Genomic DNA, 23,863 nt, shown 5'->3' on the forward strand with positions numbered 1-23,863 from the left:
TTTTTATATAGGTAGTTGACTTTTTCGTTTTAATAAAGCTTAATAATTAGATATACGGAAATAATGAAAGGGGAGCGACACCTTTATGTCACAAGCACAAAGTATTTTATTAGAAAGCGGAACAAATGAATTAGAGATTGTTACATATACTGTTGGTGAAAACCTATTTAGTATTAACGTAATGAAAGTACGTGAAATCATTAATCCATTCCCTGTTACAACTGTGCCAGAATCTCATCATGCAGTTGAAGGTGTTGTTCAAGTACGCGGTGAAATTTTACCAGTTATTAACTTAGCGACAGCTCTTAATTTAAAATCGACAAAGCCACTTGATCAAACGAAATTTATCATTTCAGAATTAAACCAAATGAAAGTTATTTTCCGCGTGGATGAAGTGCATCGTATTCAACGTATTTCTTGGGAGCAAATTGATGAACCAGCTTCATTATCTATGGGATTAGAAGAAACGACATCTGGTATTGTAAAACTAGATGGAAAAATCATCTTACTATTAGATTACGAGAAAATTGTATGTGAAATTAGCGGTACTGGTTATGATAATAAATCACTTTCAAAATTAGAACAAAAAACAGATCGCGGTGAAAAAATTATTTATATTGCGGAAGATTCAGCAATGCTTCGTCAAATATTAGAAGAAACATTATCATCAGCTGGATATACGAAAATGAACTTCTTTAGCAATGGTGCAGAAGCGTTAGCGCAAATTGAAAAGCTAGCGAAAGAGCAAGGAGAAAAAATGTTTGAACATATTCACATGTTAATTACGGATATTGAAATGCCGAAAATGGATGGACACCATTTAACGAAAGTAATTAAAGATAGTGAAATCATGAATCGTTTACCAGTCGTTATTTTCTCTTCCTTAATTACAAATGAATTATTCCATAAAGGCGAAGCGGTAGGGGCAAATGCGCAAGTAAGTAAGCCAGATATTCAAGAGTTAATCGGTTTAGTAGATAAGTTAGTGTTGTAAAAGATTTTTAAAAGCACTTTTTTGCTTGAATAGAAGCTTTAGCCATGTGTGGCAGCGGTTAGTGCCTAATAGAGCCCTATGCCATGTTAAGACCAGAGATATGTAGCGGGTTTTTTTAGGTAAGTGGAAGAAGTGGGGCAGTGAGAGTGGTGGTGGCGGTTAAGCCACACGCGATGTGAGGTTTTAATTGAAGATTTGTAGATTCTACTTATAACTCTATTCTTTTAGTGGAGAGAAGGGAACTAACCGTGTGTAGTATTGGTTAGTTCCTTTTTAGTGTTTTATACTCTGTATAGGTGGAAAGATGGGGTGTTTGTGGTTGTATGTATGAAAAATCTTCATTTGAAGATTTTTGATTTGAAAATATAAAAATGTATCTTTGGATTTTTTTAGTAATATTTCGTGATAACGCAAATTTTTTCGGTGAAATTACATTCTAAATACCATATAATATAATTAAAAGTGATTAATATGCAATTATGCATATTAATGAAAAAATCTTTTTCTATTTCTATACTTTCTATACATTTTTGTATGTTTATTATTTGACAGACAATTTCGAAATGTTATAATATGGATATGAAAAAATTTCTATTTTCTAAAAAGACATGGGAGTCAGATGAGAATTGTGAAAGGATGAGGGGGAGTGGCACAGATTATGTATCACCACACAGCAATCAATGTATTAAGTCTCTTACAAAACATGTCAAATAATAAAATGAACGATATGCAACTAGAAGCGGAATTTAAAAAAATAGAAAAACAATTCCAAGTAAAATATGAAGAACTAGTTGATTTATATAATAGAATGGTATTATTTCAAATAGATATAGAAAAACATGGCGGGATGCGAGCATATGAAAAATCAACGATCACATGGCTCAAGTCTGAACTAGAGTTACTGTATGAAGTGTATCAATTTTGCCAACGTCACGGTTTAAACATTATTAATATTTCAAAATATGTTAGTAAAAATGAACTAAATCTTTTCCCGAAAACAGAAAGTCAATTACAAAATACGTATTACAAATTAAAAAAACGTGAAATACCGTTTGAAAATATCGAAAAACAAAAACCTGGACGAAAGCGAAAATATATACCTGTAAAAGAAGCAAATGTTGCAACGAAAAAAGAAAACAACCAAGTATTAAAAGAGGAAATCCAGCATAAAGAGAGTGAAAAAAGCCTCGTAACAGTTATATCGGGTATCGTTGATAACTTTGAGACAATTAGTCAACATAGTGAAAGAAAAGAAGATGAACTGCATCAGTTTATGGAAGGTATTTATAAGCTTTCTAGCATGGCCGCAGGGCATTTTAAAGAAGAGTCTAATAGAAGTAGTCTAGAAAGTGAATTGCGTGCGCTACAATTGGAAAACGAAAGGTTAAAACGAGAAAAAGAAGAACTCGTGCAAGATGTGAAAGATATGACGCAACATTTAATTAGTTTTATTAAAAGTTCGGATGTCAATCAAATTCGTAAATTACCAACCTTCGTACAAGAATGCAAAATAGAATTAAATAAGCTAGGTTTATATAATCCACAAGACGGAAAAATGAAAATAAGGATCGACCGTAGAGGACAAGTTATGACGGTAGCGCCATAAAAGTATTGGGTACAAAATAAAAGGGAAATACATAGTGTATATGTATTTCCCTTTTATTTTGTATGGAATCGTTTTAAAGAGTGGAAAGACAATTATAATTGCAGTAATTTAGAAACCATTTGCGGAATTTGATTTGCTTGTGAAACCATACTAAGCGCAACTTCGGTTAGCAATTTAAACTTTAAAAAATCACTCATCTCTTGCGCCATATCCGCATCTTCAATTTGAGAAGCAGCATCTGTTAACGCTGTACTTTGGCTATTTAAATTTTCGATATTAAATTGCAGTCGGTTGATCATAGCCCCGAGATCGGCACGGTGAAGTGATACATTTTGTAAAGCTTCTTCAATTTTACGAATCGCCGCTCTTGCTTCTTGTTCTGTTGAAATGTTGATGTCATGTTGTGTAGGAGAAGGGGGAATATGTTTCGTTACATTTACTGTATGACCAATATCATCTAACGTAACAGTCCGGTTTTGACCGTCAAATACGGATAAATCATTAAACGCAGTCGTCTCATCAATATAGCCAATTTGTTCTGCTAGAGATTGAAACTCTTTATTTAGTGAATCACGGTTTTTATTTGAATTTGTACCATTTGCAGATTGAACAGCTACATCACGCATACGCTGTAAAACATTCGTCACAGTTTGAAGTGCTGCTTCCGCTGTACGAAGCATCGATATCGCATCCTCATTATTTCGAATTGCCACGCGCATACCACTCGCTCTCGCATGCATACGAGTCACAATCGCAATATTAGCTGGATTATCAGAAGCGTTATTTAACTTCTTACCAGTCGCCAAATGCTCCATCGCAACATTCATACGCTTCTCATTCTCATACAACGACTGCCTAGCATTCATACTTAAAACATTCGTACCAATACGCATAATAGACACTCCTTATAGATTGATATAGTTAGTGTTCTAAAGCTAATAAACGGTCATGAAAAGATAAAAGGCTTGCTGTTTGTGTTTTAACATAAAAGGGAATCAAGATAAGCAATGACGGCTTCTGCATATCGTGGATATTCTCTTTCACATAAAAAAGAAGTTTTTATAAATAATCTATCTATATAGAAAAAATAAACCTCTCCGCAAACAGAGAGGTTTATTTTTGAAAATAACTCAAATGGCTTATTGTAATAATTTAGAAACCATTTGTGGAGTTTGGTTTGCTTGAGAAAGCATGCTGATTCCAGCTTCGTTCAAGATTTTGAACTTAGTCATTTCAGACATTTCTTTCGCCATGTCAGCGTCTTCGATTTGAGAAGCTGAAGCTGCCATGTTAGAAGCTTGGTTATTTAAGCTTTCTACGTTGAAGTCAAGACGGTTTAATGTAGCACCTAGGTCAGCACGGCTACCTGCGATAGATGCAATCATGCCATCGATAGCTTTAATTGCTTCGTTAGCGTTTTGAATTGCTTGAGTATCATCTTCTCCTGCGCCTTCAGCCCCTTTTGTAGCTGCTTTTGCTGCTCCAACTGTTTCATTTGAAATAGAAAGTGAGGCTAGAGTCTTTTCGTTGCCTTTTAGAGTAGTACTTGAAACATTTGCTAATTTAATATCGATAGTTCCACTAGTTTTTGTAGTACCTTCAGTTCCTGTACCTTCAGTTCCTGTACCTTCAGTTCCTGTACCTTCAGTTCCTGTACCTTCAGCTGCTTTTTGAACAGGTGCTGCTGTAGTAACTTGACCGTCATCGAAGCTATGGATTTTAACAGAAGTATTGTCACCATTTAATAGAGTTTTTCCGTTAAATTGAGTGTTTTGCGCGATATAATCGATTTGTTCTCTTAGTTGAGTAAATTCTTTTTGTAACGCACCACGGTTTTCGTTTGTGTTTGTACCATTCGCAGATTGTACTGCAAGGTCACGCATACGAAGTAAGATGTTTGATACAGAGTTCATTGCTGAATCAGCTGTACGGATCATAGAGATACCGTCTTGAGTGTTACGAGATGCAACACCTAATCCGTTTTCTTTTGAACGCATACGAGTAGCGATTGCAAGCCCAGCCGCATCGTCAGCTGCGCTGTTAATGCGTTTACCGCTTGATAAACGGTTCATAGAAACGTTCATTTTGTCTTGGTTTTGGCGCATGTATTCTTGCGTACGCATGCTATTAATGTTTGTATTAATTCTCATGTTAAAGAACCCCCATTTTTTTATATTGACTTTTCTGCAAATTGAAAAACGGTAATATGCGAAAAAATCGATTTCGAATTTATTTTAAGCCTTGCTATATCAAGTGTCAACTGAAAATTTGAATTAATAAATATAAAAAAATAACAGTTTAACAATTTAGTCGTTTTTTTATTACAATATAATTGCAAAGGATTATTGCAAACTTTACGAAAAAACTCTAATATTAGATTATCTTTGTTTACCGAAAAGGTGATATTATGGTAATTGGAAATATAGTAAAAGAAGTACTTGCATATAAAAAAGGACAGTTTCAGCAAAAGTTAAGTAGTCCGGAGGCTTTTGTTAGTAGTCGCTTTCAAGAAAAGTTGCAGAGCGAACCTATGAAGGAGACGAAGGCTACTACGCAGCCGGCTAAAGTAGAAGATATGAGTCAGCCGGTACAATCTACGAAAATAGAAGCGGTTGTGAATAAACCGGAAGCATCTATTCATAAAGTAGAGGAAGTAAGTAAGCCGGAAGAAAAGCCTGAAACGAAGAAAGTTGATGACGTGCAAGTCGCGCAAAAAGAGTTTGAACGACGTTTCCCGGAAACGAAAAATGAGGCTGTTGATACGTGGGGATTAACGAAGAAGTATAATATTCAAAAAATACGTTCTTCAAATGAAGGGAAGTATGAGGATATTATAGATAGAGTAAGTCGTACATACGGAATTCCGAAAACGTTAATTCAAAAAATGATTGAAGTAGAGTCTGATTTTAATCCGAAAACGGTGTCGCATGCAGGGGCGATGGGCCTTATGCAGCTTATGCCGGCGAATGTAAAAGAGATGGGTATAAAAAATCCATTTTCACCAGCTGAAAGTATTGAAGGCGGTGTGAAAGAGTTAAGCGGTTATTTAAAGAAAAATAACGGTGACTTAGTATTGGCGCTTGCTTCTTATAATGCTGGTCCTGGTAATGTGAGAAAGTACGGAGGCGTACCTCCATTTAAAGAAACGCAAGGATATATTAAAAAAATATTAAATATCGACGTTTCAAAATAAGAGATTTCATTATATAGAGAGAACATGAAATTTTCGTGAACATGATATGGGAGTTGGCTAGATTTGAAATTACAAGATGATATTCCGTTAACAATTTATTTTGAAATCGGAAATACGAAAAAGAAAATTGAAGATCTGCTTCATATTACGAAAGGTACATTGTATCGTCTTGAAAATTCAACGAAAAATACGGTGCGTCTTATGCTTGAGAATGAAGAGATTGGGACCGGAAAGATTTTGACGAAGAATGGAAAAATGTACGTTGAAATCGTTGAATTGAAAAGGTAGGGAAGGGGATTTTCATGAGTGGCGATAAATTAAGCCAAGAGCAAATTGATGCCCTGCTGAAGGCGGTAAATGAAGGCGAGGAAATGCCGGCTTTCGCACAAGAAGCAGGGAAGCAAGATAAATTTCAAGAGTATGATTTTAATAGACCAGAGAAGTTCGGTGTTGAACATTTACGTAGTTTGCAAGCGATTGCTTCGACGTTTGGAAAACAGACGTCACAGACGTTGTCAGCGCGTATGCGTATTCCGATTGACTTAGAGCCTTCGACAGTGGAGCAAGTTCCATTTACAAGTGAATACGTGGAGAAAATGCCGAAAGATTATTATTTATATTGCGTCATTGATCTCGGGCTTCCAGAGCTTGGAGAAATTGTTATTGAGATTGATTTAGCATTTGTTATTTACATTCATGAGTGCTGGCTTGGCGGAGATAGTAAACGTAATTTTACGATGCGTAGACCATTAACTGCGTTCGAGTTTTTAACACTTGATAATATATTTGCGCTTCTATGCAAAAATTTAGAGCAATCATTTGAAAGTGTTGTGGCGATTAAACCGACATTTGTAACGACAGAGACAGATCCGAATGCACTTAAGATTACGACAGCGAGTGATATTATTTCATTACTGAACGTAAATATGAAAACGGATTTTTGGAATACGACAGTTCGTATTGGGATTCCGTTCTTATCTGTTGAAGAAATTATGGATAAGTTAACGTCTGAAAATATTGTTGAACATTCTTCAGATAAACGTAAGAAGTATACGTCTGAAGTGGAAGTGAAAGTAAATCAAGTGTATAAACCAGTTCACGTTGCGATTGGTGAGCAGAAGATGACGATGGGCGAGATTGAACAAATTGAAGAAGGCGATATTATTCCGCTCCATACGAAAGTTTCGGATGAATTGCTTGGTTTTGTAGATGGAAAGCATAAATTTAATTGTTTTATTGGAAAAGATGGAACGCGTAAGGCGCTCTTATTTAAAAGTTTTGTAGAGTAGGAGGATCCATATGAAGCATGAAGTATCTCCTGTGTCATTAATGGGGTTAGAAGAATTTGCAGGAAAGCGAAATGAAACTAGTAAAGCACATATTGATACTGTTTCAGATATTTCGATTGAACTTGGTGTAAAGCTTGGGAAAACATCTATTACGCTCGGTGATGTGAAACAGTTAAAAGTGGGCGATGTTCTGGAAGTAGAGAAAAACTTAGGACATAAAGTAGATGTGTATTTAAGTAATATGAAAGTTGGCATTGGAGAAGCGATCGTAATGGACGAGAAGTTCGGTATTATCATTTCTGAAATTGAAGCTGACAAGAAGCAAGCTGCGCTTATGAAAGCGCAAAGTCAAATGCAAGATAAAGAGTAGAGGAGGAGTCATATGTCGTATATGACGACCTTATTTCAAGTCGTTTTACTGTTTGGTGCGCTCGGCTACGGTGCCTATTTTATGACGAAAAAGACGCGCAAACAGCAGTTTTTTAAACAAGGTGAAAATGGCCATATTCAAGTGAAAGACGGCGTGTATTTAAATCATCAAACGAGCGCCTTTTTATTTGAAGTAGACGGCAAGCAAGTGTTCACTGTTATTAGTAATAACGGTGTACAATCTGTGCAATTAACAGGAACAGGAAATCAGTTTCAACAAGCGCTAGAAGACGCGGTGAAGAGTGAAACGAAAAAAGTAGAGGATCCATCATGAGAATAAAGAAACAGTTATCATTATTAGCCGTTATTTTCGTATTTTCTATCGTTTTTTCAATTATTTTTGTAAATCCAGCGTATGCAGCCCAAAACGGTTTTATTAATTTCGAAAATGGAAAAGAGTTTACGAGTAATTCAAGTGTACAATTATTTGCGCTCGTTACCCTTTTATCATTATCTTCATCTATCGTTCTATTATTTACACATTTTACTTATTTTATGATCGTTCTTGGGATTACACGTCAAGGACTTGGGGTAATGAATTTACCACCGAACCAAGTGCTCGTTGGACTCGCCTTATTTTTATCACTCTTTACGATGCAGCCTGTTCTTGGGCAACTAAAGAGCGATGTGTGGGATCCGATGACGAAAGAGAAAATAACGGTAAGCCAAGCTGCGGAAACGACAGCACCGATTATGAAAGAGTATATGTCAAAGCATACGTATAAGCATGATTTAAAAATGATGCTGAAAGTGCGCGGAGAAGAATTACCGAAAGATTTGAAAGATCTATCCTTATTTACGCTCGTACCATCCTTTACGTTAACGCAAATCCAAAAGGGATTATTAACAGGGATGTTCATTTATTTAGCGTTTGTATTTATAGATTTGATTATTAGTACACTTTTAATGTACCTCGGGATGATGATGGTACCGCCGATGATTTTAAGTTTACCGTTTAAAATACTCGTTTTCGTATATTTAGGTGGATATACAAAAATCGTCGACATTATGTTTAAAACGGTCGCCTGAAGCGTTTGATGCTATGTGATAGGAGTCATATAAATGAATACGTCACCAATTATAGATATTTTTCAAACCTTTTTTTATAAAGGGGTTATGATTTTAATGCCGGTTGCCGGCGTAAGTATGATTGTCGTTATTATTATCGCAGTCATTATGGCGATGATGCAAATTCAAGAGCAAACGCTGACGTTTTTACCGAAAATGGCGAGTATTGTACTCGTTATTATCATTTTAGGTCCTTGGATGTTTCAAGAGTTAACGACGCTTATTTTAGATTTATTTGATAAAATTCCATCGCTATTGCGTTCGTACTAAGATAGGTGGACTGAAATGAATATGGAATTATGGGCGGCGACGTTTTTTGCGTTTTGCCGCATTACTTCATTTTTATATTTTTTACCGTTTTTCTCTGGTCGATCTATTCCAGCAATGGCGAAGGTTACAGTTGGACTTGCTCTTTCCATTACAGTTGCAGATCAAGTTGATGTCTCTCACATAAAGACAACTTGGGACGTAGCAGCTTATGCAGGTACGCAAATAGTAATTGGATTATCGCTTTCAAAAATTGTAGAAATGCTGTGGAACATTCCGAAAATGGCCGGGCATATTTTAGACTTTGATATCGGTTTATCACAAGCAAGTTTGTTTGATGTAAATGCAGGCTCACAGTCTACTTTACTATCAACCATTTTTGATATATTTTTTCTCATTATTTTTATTTCACTTGGCGGCATTAATTATTTCGTTGCCACGATTTTAAAGTCGTTTCAATATACAGAGGCGATTTCAAAATTGTTGACGACTAGTTTTTTAGATAGTCTACTCGCAACGTTATTATTTGCGATCACATCAGCGGTTGAAATTGCACTTCCGCTTATGGGAAGTTTATTCATCATTAACTTTGTTTTAATTTTAATCGCAAAAAACGCTCCGCAATTAAACGTTTTTATGAATGCGTATGTGATTAAAATTACGTGTGGTATTTTGTTTATTGCGATGAGTGTACCGATGCTCGGTTATGTGTTTAAAAATATGACGGATGTATTACTTGAGGAATATACGAAACTATTTAACTTTTTCTTAACGAAGTAGGGGGACGCACATGGCAAAGGATAATAAAACAGAAAAGGCCACCCCGCAGAAGCGTAAGAAATCGCGTGAAGAAGGGAATATTGCCCGGAGTAAAGATTTAAATAATTTATTTTCCATTCTTGTATTAGCAGTTGTCGTTTACTTTTTCGGAGATTGGCTCGGGTTTGAGATTGCCAATTCTGTATCGGTGCTGTTTGATCAAATTGGAAAAAATACAGATTCAACCGAGTATTTTTATATGATGGGGATGTTACTACTAAAAGTATCAGCACCTATATTAATACTCGTATACGCTTTTCATTTATTCAATTATATGATTCAAGTCGGTTTCTTATTTTCTTCTAAAGTGATTAAGCCGAAAGCGTCGCGTATTAACCCAAAAAACTATTTTACGAGATTGTTTAGTCGTAAAAGTTTAGTAGATATTTTGAAATCACTGTTTTATATGGGATTAATCGGTTACGTCGCTTACGTGCTCTTTAAAAAGAATTTAGAGACAATCGTGAGTATGATTGGATTTAACTGGACTGCGTCACTTACTGAAATTATTAGGCAAATTAAATTTATCTTCTTAGCGATTTTAATTATATTAATCGTTCTTTCTATTATTGATTTTATTTATCAAAAATGGGAGTACGAACAAGATATTAAGATGAAAAAAGAAGAAGTAAAACAAGAGCATAAAGATAATGAAGGGGACCCGCAAGTAAAGGGAAAACGAAAAAACTTTATGCACGCTATATTGCAAGGGACAATTGCGAAGAAGATGGATGGCGCAACGTTTATTGTAAACAACCCGACTCATATTTCAGTCGTACTCAGGTACAATAAACACGTTGATGCAGCCCCAATTGTCGTTGCAAAAGGGGAAGATGAGCTCGCTTTATATATACGAACGCTTGCCCGTGAACAAGAAATACCAATGGTGGAAAACCGTCCGCTTGCTCGTTCTTTATATTATCAAGTCGAGGAAGATATGGCGATTCCAGAAGATTTATACGTAGCTGTAATTGAAGTTATGCGCTATTTAATTCAAACGAATGAACTTGAAGTATAATAGCGCGTTTGGAGGAGATCTCTTTGTTTAAGATAGATTCTGCAAGAACCTATTTTTCTATCTTTTTAGCAGCGTCATTCGTAGTGGCGCTCTTAATTCCACTTCCACCATTTATACTTGATATCATTATCGTTTTTCTACTAAGTATGTCAGTGCTTATTTATATGCGAGCGACAAGTATTAACGAGTGGGATGAATTAAAGTCATTTCCGACGATGTTGTTATTAATCGGGATTTTCCGCGTATCGATTAACGTATCGACGACGCGAGCGATTTTGACAAACGGAAATGCCGGTCATGTTATTGAAGAGTTCGGCCAGTTCGTAATTGGCGGGAACTTATTAATTGGTATCGTTATTTTTACAGTATTAATTATATTCCAGTTTATCGTTGCAAACGGTGCATCTCGTACAGCTGAAGTTGCAGCTCGTTTTACACTTGATTCTTTACCAGGGAAACAAATGTCGATCGATGCTGATTTAAACCAGCGTATTATTTCAGAAAAAGATGCACAAGCAAAACGAAAAAAATTAAATATGGAAACAGAGTTTTACGGGGCGATGGATGGTGCCGGGAAGTTCATTAAAGGGGACGTTATTTTCGGGATTGTCATTTTATTCGTAAACATCATTTTCGGTTTAATTGTCGGAATGATGCAGCAGGGCATGAGCTTTGGTGAAGCGGCTCTTCATTACACGCAGTTAACTGTCGGTGATGGAATTGTAAACCAAATCGGTTCTTTAATGCTTGCGATTTCAACAGGTATTATTGTAACGCGTGTATTTGACGGTTCACCGGATACAGTAACAGAAGGTATCTTTAAAGAGTTATTAGCGCATGAAGTCGTTGTATATGCGCTCGGTGGTTTATTTATCGCAATGGGTATTTTTACTCCGCTACCATTTCTACCGTTCGCACTCGTTGGTGGAACAATTATCTTCTTAGGAATTCGAAATAAAAATCGAATGAAGAAAGAAAAAGAAGATGAGCTTCAAAAAGAATTAGAAATGATTCAAGGCGAAGATGAGCAATTGCAACAAGTGGAAGATTCATTTGGCGTATTTACAGATAAATATCCAATTATTGTAGAACTAGGTTTAGATTTAGCGGCACTTGTAAAGCAGAAAATTAACGGGGAAACAGCTCGTGATAAAGTTGTTCTTATGAGGAAATCGATTATTACCGACCTTGGTATTAACGTTCCTGGAATTAACTTTAAAGATAATACGAGTTTTAGACCGCGCGGACGTTACATTATTCGCATTAAAGGTGCGAAGGCAGCTGAAGGTGTTTTGAAATCAGGTTACTTATTAGCGCTGAAAACACCAAATGTAATGGCCGATTTAGATGCAGAACCGGCGAAAGATCCGATTTTTGGCGAGGATGGATATTGGATTTTAGAACATATGGTACAAGATGCACAAATGAAAGGCTATCAAGTATTAGAGCCACTTAGCATATTAATTACACATTTAGATGTTGTCGTTAGACGTAACCTGCATGAGTTAATTCAGCGTCAACATGTAAAAGATTTAATTAACTCCCTTGAAAATGATAACGGCGTTTTATTAGAAGAGATTAAGAAGAAAGAAATCGACTTATCACTTGTTCAAAATGTTATTAAGCAATTGCTAAAAGAAGGTATTTCTATTCGTGATTTACCAACTATTATTGAAGGTATTATTGACGGAAAAGAAATTTATCAAAATCATGTTGACGGCGTAACGTCATTCGTCCGTGAATGTATTTCAAAAGTGATTTGTGAAAATGCGAAAAATCCTGACGGGAAAATATATGCGGCGCTCTTTTCAGATTCAATTGAGTTAGATGCAGACGTTGTGAACAATTCTTATCAAGGTTATTTATTAAACTGGGATTTAGATTTAGAAACGCGAGTCGTTGAACAAGTACAACGCGTATTGAAACAAGCGAGGTTAATGGGAAGGGAACCAGTATTATTAACGCGTAGAAAAGATTTCAGGTTTGCGATTGTAAGACTTCTTGAGCGTTATCAAGTAGAAGCGCAAGTACTTTGTATTAGCGAATTAGCACCAGAAATTGTTGTAGATCAAATTGCCTATATTGAATAGTAGGGGGTGAAGTAATGGAAAGTACAGAAAAGAAAGAAGCGTTAATGCGAATAAAAGCAGCTTCGAAAAATGAATTGTATCGAAAGTTATTTGACCAATATGGTACAGATTATTATTACGTTGTCGATGAAAGTGTAAAACGCAATATCCCGTTTTTTTGGAAAAAGAATTATGAAATGTTAGTTGCTTTTCCAGAGAATAAACAGGAAGAAGTGAACGAAGGCACAGCTCAATTTCATGAACAATTAATGGATGTTGTAAATGATTCTTCAGAACAAATTGTGAAGGCGAACGGAATTCAATCGGTACTGCACAATTTAGAAAACGTGACGACTCCTATGTCGTACGCGGCGATGCAAACAGGAAATAGTGAAGAATGGGCAAGAAAGAAAGAGAAACTATTAAAGCTGTTTGAAAAAGGTATCGTCGTTGTGAAACAGACGGAAGAAACGAAAGTAACGAAAAAGCAAAAAGCTGTGAAAAAAGTCGTTCCCGTCAAAAAAGAAGAAGTGGTTGTAAAAAAAGAAAAGCAAGAATCTGTACCATTTATTATTCAAAAAGTAATTCGCATGCTAGAACAAAACGATGTAGAACAATACTTCATTCATGCATATGCTGAAAAGTTAAAAGTGAAGTTTGAGAATGCAACGATGATTACAGAAGAAGAGGTAATCGAATATATATTGGAAGATATGAGCTCTCATTTCAATACGGAAAATGTATTTGAAAAAGAAGTACAAACAATTGCATTAATCGGTCCAACTGGTGTTGGAAAAACGACGACACTTGCGAAAATGGCGTGGCAGTTTCACGGTAAGAAAAAAACGGTTGGTTTTATTACGACCGACCATTCTCGCATTGGGACAGTTCAGCAACTGCAAGATTACGTAAAGACAATTGGATTTGAAGTAATCGCTGTGCGTGATGAAGCTGCAATGACAAGAGCGCTTACGTACTTTAAAGAAGAAGCGCGCGTCGATTATATTTTAATTGATACAGCTGGGAAAAATTATCGTGCGTCAGAAACAGTGGAAGAAATGATTGAAACGATGGGACAAGTAGAGCCAGATTATATTTGTTTAACGTTATCAGCTTCGATGAAAAGTAAAGATATGATCGAAATCATTACGAACTTTAAAGATATTCATATTGATGGTATCGTATTTACGAAATTTGATGAAACAGCAAGTAGTGGGGAATTGTTGAAAATTCCAGCAGTATCATCAGCTCCCATTGTATTAATGACAGATGGACAAGACGTAAAGAAAAACATACATATCGCTACAGCGGAACAATTAGCGAAACAAATGTTGCAAACATCATAGAAAAGAGGTGAAGAATAAGGCAACTGCCTTATTCAATCGAGTATGAACGGTCTTTATATAGGTTCAATGGGTATGATGAATTACATGCAGCGCATTAATGTTCATTCGAATAACGTTGCAAATGCCCAAACGACAGGATTTAAAGCAGAAAATATGACTTCTAAAGTATTTGATGTACAAGACACATATCGCCGCGGTGACGGAGCTGTAACAAATATTGGCTCAGTCGATTACGCTGTAGTACCAGCCGCAACGCATGTGAACTTAGTACAAGGAAATATACAAATGACAAATAGTGCTACAGATTTCTTTTTAGATGACGGTGCAAACGGTACAACATCATTTTTCGTTACATCTAAAAACGATGAAACGTTTTTAACGAGAGATGGTAGTTTTACAATAAATAGTGATCGTTACTTGCAAACATCATCTGGTGCTTTTGTTATGGGAGAAAATAATGAACGTATTCGTATTCCAGAAGGAGCAAAGGTAGCTGTACAAGCAGATGGTACATTATATGATGAAGTAACACAAAATAATATTGCTCGCCTGCAAACAAAAACAGTAGATGCAGAAGCGAATAATCGTCTTGTGCAACGAGGGAACAAAAGCTTTACACTAGCAGAAGGAAATATTGCTGATTTACCGAACGGAACAGGCTTAGTAAAAAACCATATGCTAGAAAATTCAAATGTAGATATGACGAAAGAGATGGCAGATCTAATGACAGATCAAAGGATGATTTCAGCATCACAACGCGTTATGACTTCATTTGATAAAATTTATGAAAAAGAAGCAAATGAAATATTGAGATAGGGGACTTCCGTTAGCGGAAGTCTTTTTTATTTCTGTTTTAAATTTCAGAATTATCAATTGACTTTGTGGAGCTTCTTTTTTATATTAGTAGGTATAACTATAACTACTAAAGAGGTGAGAGTATGACAACGGCATTATATTTAGAAGATGCATACAAAACGAGTTGCGAAACAGAAGTGATAAAAGTAGAAGGAAATAAAGTATATGTAAAAGAAACAGTTTTTTATCCAACTAGTGGAGGGCAGGAATGTGATACGGGTGTCATTGTACAAGATGGGTCTGTATTTGAAGTTGAAAAAGTAAAGAAGGAGCAGGGAGAAATAGTTCACTATATAAAAGATGGAGCTCAAGTAAATTTAGGTCCAGTTAAATTAGAGATTAATTGGGAAAGACGTCATAACTTAATGCGTCATCATTCTTTACTGCATCTTATCGGAGCTGTCGTTTATGAAAAATATGGAGCTCTATGCACTGGAAATCAAATCTATCCTGACAAAGCACGTATCGATTTTAATGAGTTACAAGAGTTATCGAGCGTGGAAGTAGAAGAAATTGTTAAGGAAGTGAATAAACTTATTAAACAAAATAAAGAAATTTCCACTCATTATATGAGCCGCGAAGAAGCAGAAAATGCTGTAGGAATGATTAAAACAGCCATAAACCTCCTGCCAACTACTATACAAGAAATCCGCATTGTTACAATTGAAAATTTAGACGAACAAGCTTGTGGAGGCACACATGTGAAAAATACGAATGAAATAGGAACACTTGTTATTGATAAAGTAAAAAGTAAAGGTAAGCAAAATCGTCGCTTTGAAGTTAGAGCGATTTAGATTGTGAGGAGTACTAATGGATGAAATTATAAAGGAATTACAAAAGCTAGGTTTTTCCCAGTACGAATGTAAAGCGTATATTGGACTACTAAAACATTCCCCAGTAACTGGGTATGAAGTGAGTAAACAAACAGGAGTACCTCGTTCTATGATTTACGAGGTACTAGGTAAGTTAATGGATAAAGGAGCGGTACATATTGTACCTTCTGAACCAGTGAAATATGTACCAGTACCAGCTACCGAATTAATGAATCGAATGCGAAAAGACTTTGAAAAGTCCTTTGAATTTTTAGACGAGAAATTAAATGGTTTAGAACAAGAGCGACAAATAGATGTAATTTCGCATATTCGCTCAAATGATCGTGTTTTGAAGGAAATATGCAATATAATTAATAGAGCGAAGGAAGAGTTATGGATTTCTGTATGGGAAGATCAAGTGCATGAAATTGAGCCATACATTCATCAAAAGGAAGAAGAGGGAGTACATATATTTTCAATCTTATTTGGCGCTCCAGAAACAAAAATAGGAGCGACGTTTCACCATAATTATATGACGCCTCACGTTGTTGAAAAGAGAATGGGTGGTCATTTAACTGTAATTGCGCGTGACGGAGAAGAAGTATTAATTGCGAACTTCTCAAATGATAGCACTTCATGGGCTGTTACAACGTATGACCCAGCTCTAGTTCTCGTTGCTACAGAGTATGTGCGGCACGATATTATGGTTGAAGAAATCACGCAGGAATTTGGAGCTGATAAGTTAGATACGTTATGGCGTGAAAATATAGATTTAGTTCATGTCGTAACAGGAAAACGAACTTTAGAAGGAATGGAGGATGATACGGATGAGTAAAGCTCAGGCACATGTAGCTTTGCAAAGCGATGATACATTTCAGCAAGGAGTAAAAGATTGTTTACCAACTGTATTTGGTTATTTAAGCATCGGTATAGCAGCTGGTGTAATTGCAAAAACAGCAGGTTTCTCCATTATTGAAATTGCGTTTATGTCCACTTTAATTTATGCAGGTTCTGCCCAATTTATATTAGCTGGTATGTATGCAGCTGGTGCACCTGCTTCAGCGATCATTTTCACCGTCTTTTTTGTTAATTTACGCCACCTTCTAATGAGTGCTGCGCTTGCACCGTACTTTACGAAACTGCCTCTATTTAAAAACTTACTAATTGGTTCTCAAATTACAGATGAAACGTTCGGCGTTGCAGTACAGCATGCAGCGCAAAAAGGATATTTAGGCGAAAGATGGATGGTTGGGCTAAATGTAACGGCTTATTTAAATTGGATCCTTGCTACTATTATCGGCGGGCTATTTGGTGAATGGATACCAGATCCGCATACGTACGGTATGGATTATGCATTACCAGCAATGTTTATCGGGTTATTTGTACTTCAGCTCATAAGTAGTAAACCGAAGTTAGCAATTCATCTTACTGTTGCAATTGTAGCAATTATCATCGCATATGTTTCACACTTATTTATGCCAGATAGTATAGCGGTTATTATCGCAACACTACTAGCTGCGACGATTGGAGTGGTGATTGAAAAATGGAAATGAGATTAGATGTAATATTACTTTTATTAGCAGCAGGAGCTGTTACACTCGTGCCACGTATTTTACCTCTACTCGTATTTAGTAAACTACAAATTCCAGACTGGGGTTTAAAATGGTTAAATTACATACCAATCGCGATATTAGCAGCACTTTTAGCACAAGTATTATTTATGCATGAGACGATGCAGTGGGATTACCTGATCGCAGCAATTCCAACATTTCTTGTTGCGATATATACTCGTAGTTTATTAGGTGCAGTATTAACTGGTGTGATTGTGATTATTTTGTTACGTTTCTTTTTCTAAAAAGGATTACGCTCATATAATAGCGAAAGGTGTAATAACATGAAAAATATAGGGGTGGTGTTATGATACTTTTAACGATAGGAGCAATTTTGTTAACGTTGTTTATTTTCTTTATTATCGGCTTCATTACGTTTATGATGTTTGTTGATAAGGCGACACCTCAAATTTATTACACACCTTGTGAATCAGTGACAGTGAAATCTAAAGGTAAAAATAGAAGGAAGAAAAGTTGAAAGTTGACTTTTCTTTCTTTTGTTTTATCTGATTTTTCTGTATAATTTAAGTTAGTTATCCAACTAACTTAAAAGGTGGTCATAGAAGTGGCAAAACCAAATGTTGTTAATAAAGAGAATTTACTACAAGCAGCAAAAGAAATTATTGCAGAGCATGGGATGGAAAAGTTGACATTAAAAGCAGTTGCAGAGAGTGCTCAAGTTACACAAGGTACCGTATATTATCATTTTAAAACGAAAGATCAATTATTACTGGAAGTAACTGAATCGTTTTGTAAAGCGTCGTGGGAACAACTAGGAAAGGATGTACAGTTAGAAAAGGCTTTGCAGTCTGCCGAAAGTAGATGTGTGAAAGATTCAATGTATCATCATTTGTTTTTTCAATTAGTAGCTAGTGGATTACAAAATGATGCGATGAAAAATAAAATTGGTGGATTGTTACATTATGAAAACCAAGAATTAACAAGAGTGTTAAATAAAAATATAGGAGGTACAATGACACCTCAAATTTCAACTGAAACGTGGAGCATTTTATGTAATGCATTAATTGACGGATTGGCATTGCAAGCATTATTCAATCCATCTTTTTCTAGCGACGAAGTATATGGTGATTTGCACCTGTTATTGGAAAAGTTCATAGAGCTACAAAAGGGAGGTAATGGTAGTGAATAATAAACTTTGGCTCACTATTTTATTTTCTATCGGCGTTTGGTTTTTTGCCTCAGCGTTCTTCATTATTTTCGGTTCTTCTGTTTTATTGGAATACACTTCAAGTAGATTTTTTCTACAATTGACGTTTCTTGAATTAGGAACGGCTATAGCTTTATGCTTTGTAATGTGGCTATACAAAAAACTAGATACTACGAAATATGCAGTTATTAAGTTAGGTATATGTGGTACAGCAATCGGTTTAACTTTAGATTCTTACATCTTGTATCATTCTTCTAATCTATTCTCACAATTATCCTCACAGCAAATCATGTCATTTACCATTTGGATGGTGATTGCATATGCTCTTTATTTAATAATTCCTTTCGTTATGGAACGAAAAAGACTGTTATAAAGAGGATTTTTATCCTCCTTATAACAGTTACATCCCCGAAAGAACTAACAAAAACAGCCCAAATAAAAAACTAATAAAGGAAAGAAAACCGATACATATGGAGAATACACGGTTGTTTCTCCATTCGCGCCAGAAAGCGATAAAGCCTAATATGCAAAGGAAAAACCAAATGGGCAGGAATAGTAACTCGCTAATTTTTTCGGGAAGTAACGCATAAAAGGTTGATAAATATAAGATCCAATTTGTAAAAAATAAAATGTAAACGATAATAGATTGTAAGTAGGGACGTTTGGAAAACGCTCCTTTTTTTACGGTTACTAGAATAATAGTTAGCGCTGAGAAAAAGGCAATGAATATGAAAATCAGTAAGAGTAATGTAAGTGTCATTTACATCTCCTTTATAAGAGTGTTTTTTACAAGAAATGAATCTATTAAATTATATGCTTGATTTGTAGAGTGCCCGTTATATTTTTCGGTGTACGGATTTAGAAAACCATGTTCACCGTGTAGTTGGTATATTTCTAATAAAGGGTTCTTTTGTTGCTGCAACGATTGAATGAAAGAGGGTACTGAAAAACTAGCTTCTTTTTCAGGGAAAATAAGTAAGGTAGCACATGTTGGTTTCATATGAATATAGTCACGTATACGAGAACCGTAACATCCGATAATAAAATCTATTTTCGGATTGTTACTACATAGCCATGAGATGGTAGCACCAACACTAAAGCCGATAAGTCCAATATGTGTGTAACGACTAGAAAGATGAGTAATGAATGTTTCAATTTGTTTTTTTCCATCTTCAAATCCAATATGATTCATAAAAAAATGATATGCTTTTTCTTCATCACTATAAGGAAAGGCATGTTGCGATTGTAGCAGATTAGGACAGAATACATCTATATGAGATGAAGTGAAGTGGTCGGTAACGTGATGCATATGGTCGTTCACACCATATATTTCATGAACAACAACGAGAGCTAATTTTTTCTTCATAATTACAATGTACCCCTATGAAACTTAAATTCTTGCTCAACAAGGCAGATACGTAGGTGGAAGTGTTCATACCATTGCTCACGGCCTCTTTTTTTCGCTTCTTTATGTAAGGCGTTCTGTTTCCAATTGTCAATTGCCTCAAGTGACTCCCAATAAGAAACTGTAATTCCGAGTCCTGAATGATCTCGTGCACTTTCTACGCCTAGAAATCCAGGTTGCTGCTTTGCAAGTTCCTCCATTTTGTCAGAAGCGGCATTATAGTCTGTTGTATCATTTGATAAATTAGAAGTGAATATAACTGCATAATAATGACTTGTTTTTTGTAAATTATTTTTCATATACAATCCTCCTTTTCATATAGTTTAGCATGTGAAAAATAGAAAAGAAGTCATGGCTTCTTATTAATATTTCGTTTTTTATTGTTACTTGAATGAAGTAAGATGGTTTCTATATTGATGTTCGAAATTTTATTATCACTAGATATGAAAATCTTTATATACGAATGTTTAAAATAGGAAAAAATCACATATTTTGTTAACAAAATATGTGATTTATATTAGAATAATACGTGTAATATATATTTATATAATATATTAATAAATTTTATTGAAGGAGGTGACCTCTTTGCACAGTAGGAGGAAAGAAAATAAAAAAATATTAAATGTATTTGTAGTTGTTATGAGTCTATTCTTGCTATTATCTCAATTACAATTTTTAAGTCCAATTGATACGGCAACGGCAGCAGTTACAGATGAAGAAGGTTTTGATAAACCAACCTATCAATCTATTCATAAAGGTGAGATGTATTCGACCGGTAATGTGAATTTAGGTATTAAAGCTACTGAAGCTCAGAAGAAAACGGCATTGTATTCGGAGATAACGAATACTGCGTATACAGCACCGAATGGCTATACCCGTGAACTCATTGATGTAGATGATGACCCAACAACTACAAATTCATCTAAGGCATATATTCCTGTTCCAGAAGATGCTGAAATTGAATGGGCTGGATTATATTGGAGTTCCACACGTTATGAATTAACGCAGCAACAGTATGTAGCACCAGTTAAGTTCACGACTCCGGCGGGGAAGAGCTTTCAAGTAAAACCAAGTAATACGTATTACGGAAGTGGCTTGCTTTATGGTTTCGGTATTGATGGTACTTATTATTCTAACTATGCAGATGTTACAAAGCTTTTACAGTCCTCTAATTCAAAAGGAGGAAGCTATACTTTAGCAAATATTCCTTATCCAAATACAAAACTTGCATATAATTCTGGATATTATTCTTTTGCTGGTTGGTACATGTTAGTTATTACAAAAGATAAGTCTAAAACAAGAAAAGCATTTACTGTTTATGATGGTGGATTGAAAAGAGCTACTGGATCAGGTGAAAAAGAATTCACAGTGAAAAACTTTATTGCTTCAAAAACTGGAGATTTAGATCCGAAAGTTTCTGTTTTCGCTGTCCAAGGTGATAGATATTGGACAGGTGATAGACTGTTTGTTCACACAGATAACACTTGGAAAGAAATTAATGATAAGCTCAATCCAACTGGTAATATATTTAATTCCACTATTTCTGAATATGAGGAACATATGCGAGATAAGTATCCGGGTACATTTAACCCAGATTATAAAAATAATTTGGGTGTTGATGCAGATTTAATCAAGTTACCAGCAGGATATATTAAACCAGAGCAAAAGGAAATACGCTTAAAAGCTGCGACAGCTGGTGATGACTACGTATTAAACACATTAGCTTTTGCAGTAAATGCAACAGCGCCAGAGCTTGTCATAGATAAGGAAGTAGTAGATGCAAAAGAAAAGTATGAGCCAGGTGATGAAGTTACATATCGTTTAAGGGTGAAAAACATTGAACCGAATTCGAGTTCTGTTGATACAAAAATTGAAGATGTTTTAGATTCGCGTCTAGAATTTGTACCAAATTCGGCGAAAATCATTTCTGGTCCGAATGCTGGAAATGAAACAGAACAAGTTGACTATGATGCAAAGACAAGAAAGTTAACAATAAGAATTGGTGAAGGAGCAAATGCTACAAAAGGTGGAATCTATACGGATAAAACACCTGAGACAACAATTGAATTTAAAGCAAAATTAGGGGGAGAAAAGGTAGAAACAGAAGTCCCTAATATCGCTGTTGTTCAAGGGGTTGATGAGTTAACAGGAAGTCAGGTTGAAGCTAACGATTCTAATAAAGTAGTAGTTAAAGTATTACCCGAACGAGAAGAGAAACCCGGGAAGTTAGTAGCTACTAAACTAGCTAAAGATATAAACGGTGGTACGCTGAAAGTTGGCGACAAACTAGAATATACAATTCATGCTAAAAATAGTGTGCCGGATTCTCTCTTAAAATCTGTTAAAATTACGGATAAACTTCCTGAAGGGGTAGAATATGTTCCAAATACGTTAAAGATAAACGGGAGGGAACAAACGGATGTTGAAGATGAAGATCATGCACATATAAAAGATGGAACGATTTATGCTCATTTCGGCGATCTTAAAGGTGAGGAAGAGAAAGCAATCACGTTTGAAGTTGTTGTAAAACCGGAGCTGGCAAATAAGAAAATAAAAAACATAGCAATAGTTGAGACCGATAGTTCGAAAGATAAGGAGAAACCAGAAGTTGAAACACCGGTTGACCCGTTGTCTGGACAACTAGAGTCGAAAAAAGAGATTATTGGTATAAAGCAAGAAAAATTTCATGTTAATGATGAATTTGAGTATCAAATTAAAGCCCGAAATAAAGTGGAAAATGGGCTTATTAAAGATATGCGTCTAATAGATAAACTTCCTGAAGGTATTGAGTATATAGCTGGTAGTATGAAATTGAATGGGAATGTATTGACAGATGCAGTTGACGAAGATGAAGGATCGTATGAGGATAATACGATTAAAGTAAACTTTGGGGACGTACTTGATACAGAAGAAAGAATTGTAACTTTTAAAGTGAAAGTTACGCAAGACGCATTAAAAACGAAAGAAATTGAGAACATAGCGGTTGTTGAGGGGAAAACACCGGATAATGAAGATTTACCACCACAAAAACCGAATGTAAAAACAAATGTAGAAGCAAAGGAACCACAAGTAAGAAAGATGGTTTCGGATGCAGATGAAAAAGAAGTGGAAAAAGCGACATTACAAAGTATAGATGAAGAGTTTACATGGCATGTAAACTATCATTTTGGTAATGATGTTATGAACCTTGAAAAAATAGTATTGCAGGATGACTTAGAAGATATTTTAACTACCTTGCATGTAAAACTTGTAAACAGTAATGGAGAAGAAATAGAAGTTAAACCGCAAATTGATGAACAATCAAAGAAAGTAAGTATTGAGTTACCGAAGCAGGACGGAAATTATGCTTACCTTGCGAATCAATCGTATACAATGCATATTAAGTCAAAATTAAGCGCGAATGTAAATGCAGATATACTAACGAAATACAATGCGAATGATGGTATTCCAAATAAAGCAGAGTTACTGTTTGACCAGAAGAAATTCGTATCAAATGAAGTGTTTGTAGTACCGCCAGCATTAGGGAAATTTGAGATTGAAAAAGTAGATGCGAATGATGAAAATCTCAAATTGGAAGGCGCAGTATTTGAAGTGATTAGTAAAGATGGAAATATAGTATGTAAATTAACAACCGATAAAGATGGTTTGGCAACTTCTATTCCATTAATCGTTGGCAAATATACATTAAAAGAAGTACAAGCACCAAAAGGATATATGTTGATGAGAGAACCAGTAGAAATAGAAGTGAAATCTGGAATGGATTCACAAAGAATAAGAGTAGTAAATAAAAAGAGTGAATTTGTTATTCCAGAGACTGGTGGAATAGGGACAATAATTTATTATGTAATTGGTGGAATATTGATGTTTGTTACATTGTTCCTCTTTGTTAGAAAGAGAAATAATGAGAGATAGAAA

At 35.4% G+C, this 23,863-nt stretch carries 27 protein-coding genes; 22 read left to right on the forward strand and 5 right to left on the reverse strand.

Features of this window, described 5'->3' with window-relative positions; translation table 11 throughout:
- The first annotated feature begins 85 nt into the window (after nt 1-85).
- Complete coding sequence (locus tag MR083_RS05575; protein WP_000075952.1) at nt 86-994, forward strand: chemotaxis protein; 909 nt, start codon at nt 86-88, stop codon at nt 992-994.
- Between the two features lie 658 nt (nt 995-1,652).
- Nucleotides 1,653-2,600 carry a DNA-binding domain-containing protein gene (locus tag MR083_RS05580; RefSeq protein WP_242268714.1) on the forward strand — a complete coding sequence of 316 codons (948 nt, stop codon included), beginning with the start codon at nt 1,653-1,655 and terminating at the stop codon, nt 2,598-2,600.
- A 92-nt stretch (nt 2,601-2,692) separates the two neighbouring features.
- On the opposite strand, the gene MR083_RS05585 is transcribed toward MR083_RS05580, so the two are convergent.
- Together MR083_RS05585 and MR083_RS05590 are read right to left on the reverse strand one after the other, a co-directional pair.
- Nucleotides 2,693-3,493 (reverse strand): flagellin N-terminal helical domain-containing protein, encoded by an 801-nt coding sequence (locus MR083_RS05585; RefSeq protein WP_242268691.1) that lies wholly within the window; start codon nt 3,491-3,493, stop codon nt 2,693-2,695.
- Nucleotides 3,494-3,739: 246 nt separating this feature from the next.
- Nucleotides 3,740-4,750: a flagellin N-terminal helical domain-containing protein gene (locus MR083_RS05590; RefSeq protein ID WP_242268693.1), complete on the reverse strand. Its 1,011-nt coding sequence runs from the start codon at nt 4,748-4,750 to the stop codon at nt 3,740-3,742.
- Between the two features lie 257 nt (nt 4,751-5,007).
- On the opposite strand from MR083_RS05590, the gene MR083_RS05595 reads away from it, so the two are divergent.
- The 19 genes from MR083_RS05595 to MR083_RS05685 all read left to right on the forward strand — a co-directional run bounded on the left by MR083_RS05595 (nt 5,008) and on the right by MR083_RS05685 (nt 18,916).
- Complete coding sequence (locus MR083_RS05595; RefSeq protein WP_242268694.1) at nt 5,008-5,793, forward strand: lytic transglycosylase domain-containing protein; 786 nt, start codon at nt 5,008-5,010, stop codon at nt 5,791-5,793.
- A 63-nt stretch (nt 5,794-5,856) separates the two neighbouring features.
- Nucleotides 5,857-6,081, forward strand: a complete 225-nt coding sequence (locus MR083_RS05600) for a flagellar motor switch protein FliN (protein ID WP_000775712.1) — start codon at nt 5,857-5,859, stop codon at nt 6,079-6,081.
- Nucleotides 6,082-6,095: 14 nt separating this feature from the next.
- On the forward strand, nt 6,096-7,082 hold the full coding sequence (fliM, locus tag MR083_RS05605; protein WP_000012187.1) for a flagellar motor switch protein FliM: 987 nt from the start codon (nt 6,096-6,098) through the stop codon (nt 7,080-7,082).
- 10 nt (nt 7,083-7,092) lie between these two features.
- The gene (gene fliN, locus MR083_RS05610) at nt 7,093-7,452 is read left to right on the forward strand and encodes a flagellar motor switch protein FliN (RefSeq protein WP_000680028.1); all 360 of its coding nucleotides are present in this window, start codon (nt 7,093-7,095) and stop codon (nt 7,450-7,452) included.
- A 12-nt stretch (nt 7,453-7,464) separates the two neighbouring features.
- Complete coding sequence (locus MR083_RS05615; RefSeq protein ID WP_000121170.1) at nt 7,465-7,785, forward strand: hypothetical protein; 321 nt, start codon at nt 7,465-7,467, stop codon at nt 7,783-7,785.
- Nucleotides 7,782-8,540 carry a flagellar type III secretion system pore protein FliP gene (locus MR083_RS05620; protein ID WP_001220586.1) on the forward strand — a complete coding sequence of 253 codons (759 nt, stop codon included), beginning with the start codon at nt 7,782-7,784 and terminating at the stop codon, nt 8,538-8,540. The genes MR083_RS05615 and MR083_RS05620 overlap by 4 nt, the downstream gene beginning before the upstream one ends.
- A gap of 33 nt (nt 8,541-8,573) precedes the next feature.
- The gene (locus MR083_RS05625; protein WP_001098085.1) at nt 8,574-8,849 is read left to right on the forward strand and encodes a flagellar biosynthetic protein FliQ; all 276 of its coding nucleotides are present in this window, start codon (nt 8,574-8,576) and stop codon (nt 8,847-8,849) included.
- A gap of 15 nt (nt 8,850-8,864) precedes the next feature.
- Nucleotides 8,865-9,626: a flagellar biosynthetic protein FliR gene (locus MR083_RS05630; RefSeq protein ID WP_001055716.1), complete on the forward strand. Its 762-nt coding sequence runs from the start codon at nt 8,865-8,867 to the stop codon at nt 9,624-9,626.
- Nucleotides 9,627-9,636: 10 nt separating this feature from the next.
- The gene (flhB, locus tag MR083_RS05635; RefSeq protein ID WP_049112010.1) at nt 9,637-10,683 is read left to right on the forward strand and encodes a flagellar type III secretion system protein FlhB; all 1,047 of its coding nucleotides are present in this window, start codon (nt 9,637-9,639) and stop codon (nt 10,681-10,683) included.
- A gap of 23 nt (nt 10,684-10,706) precedes the next feature.
- The gene (gene flhA, locus MR083_RS05640) at nt 10,707-12,773 is read left to right on the forward strand and encodes a flagellar biosynthesis protein FlhA (RefSeq protein ID WP_000472544.1); all 2,067 of its coding nucleotides are present in this window, start codon (nt 10,707-10,709) and stop codon (nt 12,771-12,773) included.
- A 14-nt stretch (nt 12,774-12,787) separates the two neighbouring features.
- On the forward strand, nt 12,788-14,098 hold the full coding sequence (gene flhF / locus MR083_RS05645) for a flagellar biosynthesis GTPase FlhF (protein WP_242268695.1): 1,311 nt from the start codon (nt 12,788-12,790) through the stop codon (nt 14,096-14,098).
- A gap of 42 nt (nt 14,099-14,140) precedes the next feature.
- On the forward strand, nt 14,141-14,914 hold the full coding sequence (locus MR083_RS05650) for a flagellar basal-body rod protein FlgG (protein ID WP_277931428.1): 774 nt from the start codon (nt 14,141-14,143) through the stop codon (nt 14,912-14,914).
- 122 nt (nt 14,915-15,036) lie between these two features.
- The gene (locus MR083_RS05655; RefSeq protein ID WP_242268697.1) at nt 15,037-15,747 is read left to right on the forward strand and encodes an alanyl-tRNA editing protein; all 711 of its coding nucleotides are present in this window, start codon (nt 15,037-15,039) and stop codon (nt 15,745-15,747) included.
- A gap of 16 nt (nt 15,748-15,763) precedes the next feature.
- Nucleotides 15,764-16,600 (forward strand): TrmB family transcriptional regulator, encoded by an 837-nt coding sequence (locus MR083_RS05660; RefSeq protein ID WP_049112006.1) that lies wholly within the window; start codon nt 15,764-15,766, stop codon nt 16,598-16,600.
- On the forward strand, nt 16,593-17,318 hold the full coding sequence (locus MR083_RS05665) for an AzlC family ABC transporter permease (RefSeq protein ID WP_000030487.1): 726 nt from the start codon (nt 16,593-16,595) through the stop codon (nt 17,316-17,318). Before MR083_RS05660 ends, MR083_RS05665 begins: the two co-directional genes overlap by 8 nt.
- Complete coding sequence (locus MR083_RS05670) at nt 17,309-17,620, forward strand: AzlD domain-containing protein (protein WP_208754941.1); 312 nt, start codon at nt 17,309-17,311, stop codon at nt 17,618-17,620. Before MR083_RS05665 ends, MR083_RS05670 begins: the two co-directional genes overlap by 10 nt.
- A 62-nt stretch (nt 17,621-17,682) precedes the next feature.
- A complete protein-coding gene (locus MR083_RS05675; RefSeq protein ID WP_000602235.1) occupies nt 17,683-17,853 on the forward strand; it encodes a DUF3951 domain-containing protein in 171 nt (56 codons plus the stop codon).
- Between the two features lie 87 nt (nt 17,854-17,940).
- Entirely contained in the window at nt 17,941-18,525 is a 585-nt protein-coding gene (locus tag MR083_RS05680; RefSeq protein WP_001118327.1) for a TetR/AcrR family transcriptional regulator, read from the forward strand.
- Nucleotides 18,518-18,916 carry a DUF5367 family protein gene (locus MR083_RS05685; RefSeq protein ID WP_001060579.1) on the forward strand — a complete coding sequence of 133 codons (399 nt, stop codon included), beginning with the start codon at nt 18,518-18,520 and terminating at the stop codon, nt 18,914-18,916. Before MR083_RS05680 ends, MR083_RS05685 begins: the two co-directional genes overlap by 8 nt.
- A 27-nt stretch (nt 18,917-18,943) precedes the next feature.
- Here MR083_RS05685 and MR083_RS05690 read toward each other — a convergent pair whose 3' ends face one another.
- From MR083_RS05690 to MR083_RS05700, 3 genes are read right to left on the reverse strand one after another with little or no spacing between them, the layout of a single operon-like run.
- Entirely contained in the window at nt 18,944-19,303 is a 360-nt protein-coding gene (locus MR083_RS05690) for a hypothetical protein (RefSeq protein ID WP_000176482.1), read from the reverse strand.
- The gene (locus MR083_RS05695; protein ID WP_242268698.1) at nt 19,304-19,909 is read right to left on the reverse strand and encodes a dienelactone hydrolase family protein; all 606 of its coding nucleotides are present in this window, start codon (nt 19,907-19,909) and stop codon (nt 19,304-19,306) included.
- 2 nt (nt 19,910-19,911) lie between these two features.
- Nucleotides 19,912-20,247 carry an antibiotic biosynthesis monooxygenase family protein gene (locus MR083_RS05700; protein ID WP_042515468.1) on the reverse strand — a complete coding sequence of 112 codons (336 nt, stop codon included), beginning with the start codon at nt 20,245-20,247 and terminating at the stop codon, nt 19,912-19,914.
- Between the two features lie 277 nt (nt 20,248-20,524).
- Between MR083_RS05700 and MR083_RS05705 the strand changes: the two genes are divergently transcribed.
- Nucleotides 20,525-23,860: an isopeptide-forming domain-containing fimbrial protein gene (locus tag MR083_RS05705; RefSeq protein WP_396022292.1), complete on the forward strand. Its 3,336-nt coding sequence runs from the start codon at nt 20,525-20,527 to the stop codon at nt 23,858-23,860.
- Nucleotides 23,861-23,863 lie beyond the last annotated feature (3 nt).

Origin of the sequence: Bacillus cereus group sp. BfR-BA-01408 (assembly GCF_022663305.1) — a bacterium.
Taxonomy (GTDB): domain Bacteria; phylum Bacillota; class Bacilli; order Bacillales; family Bacillaceae_G; genus Bacillus_A; species Bacillus_A pacificus.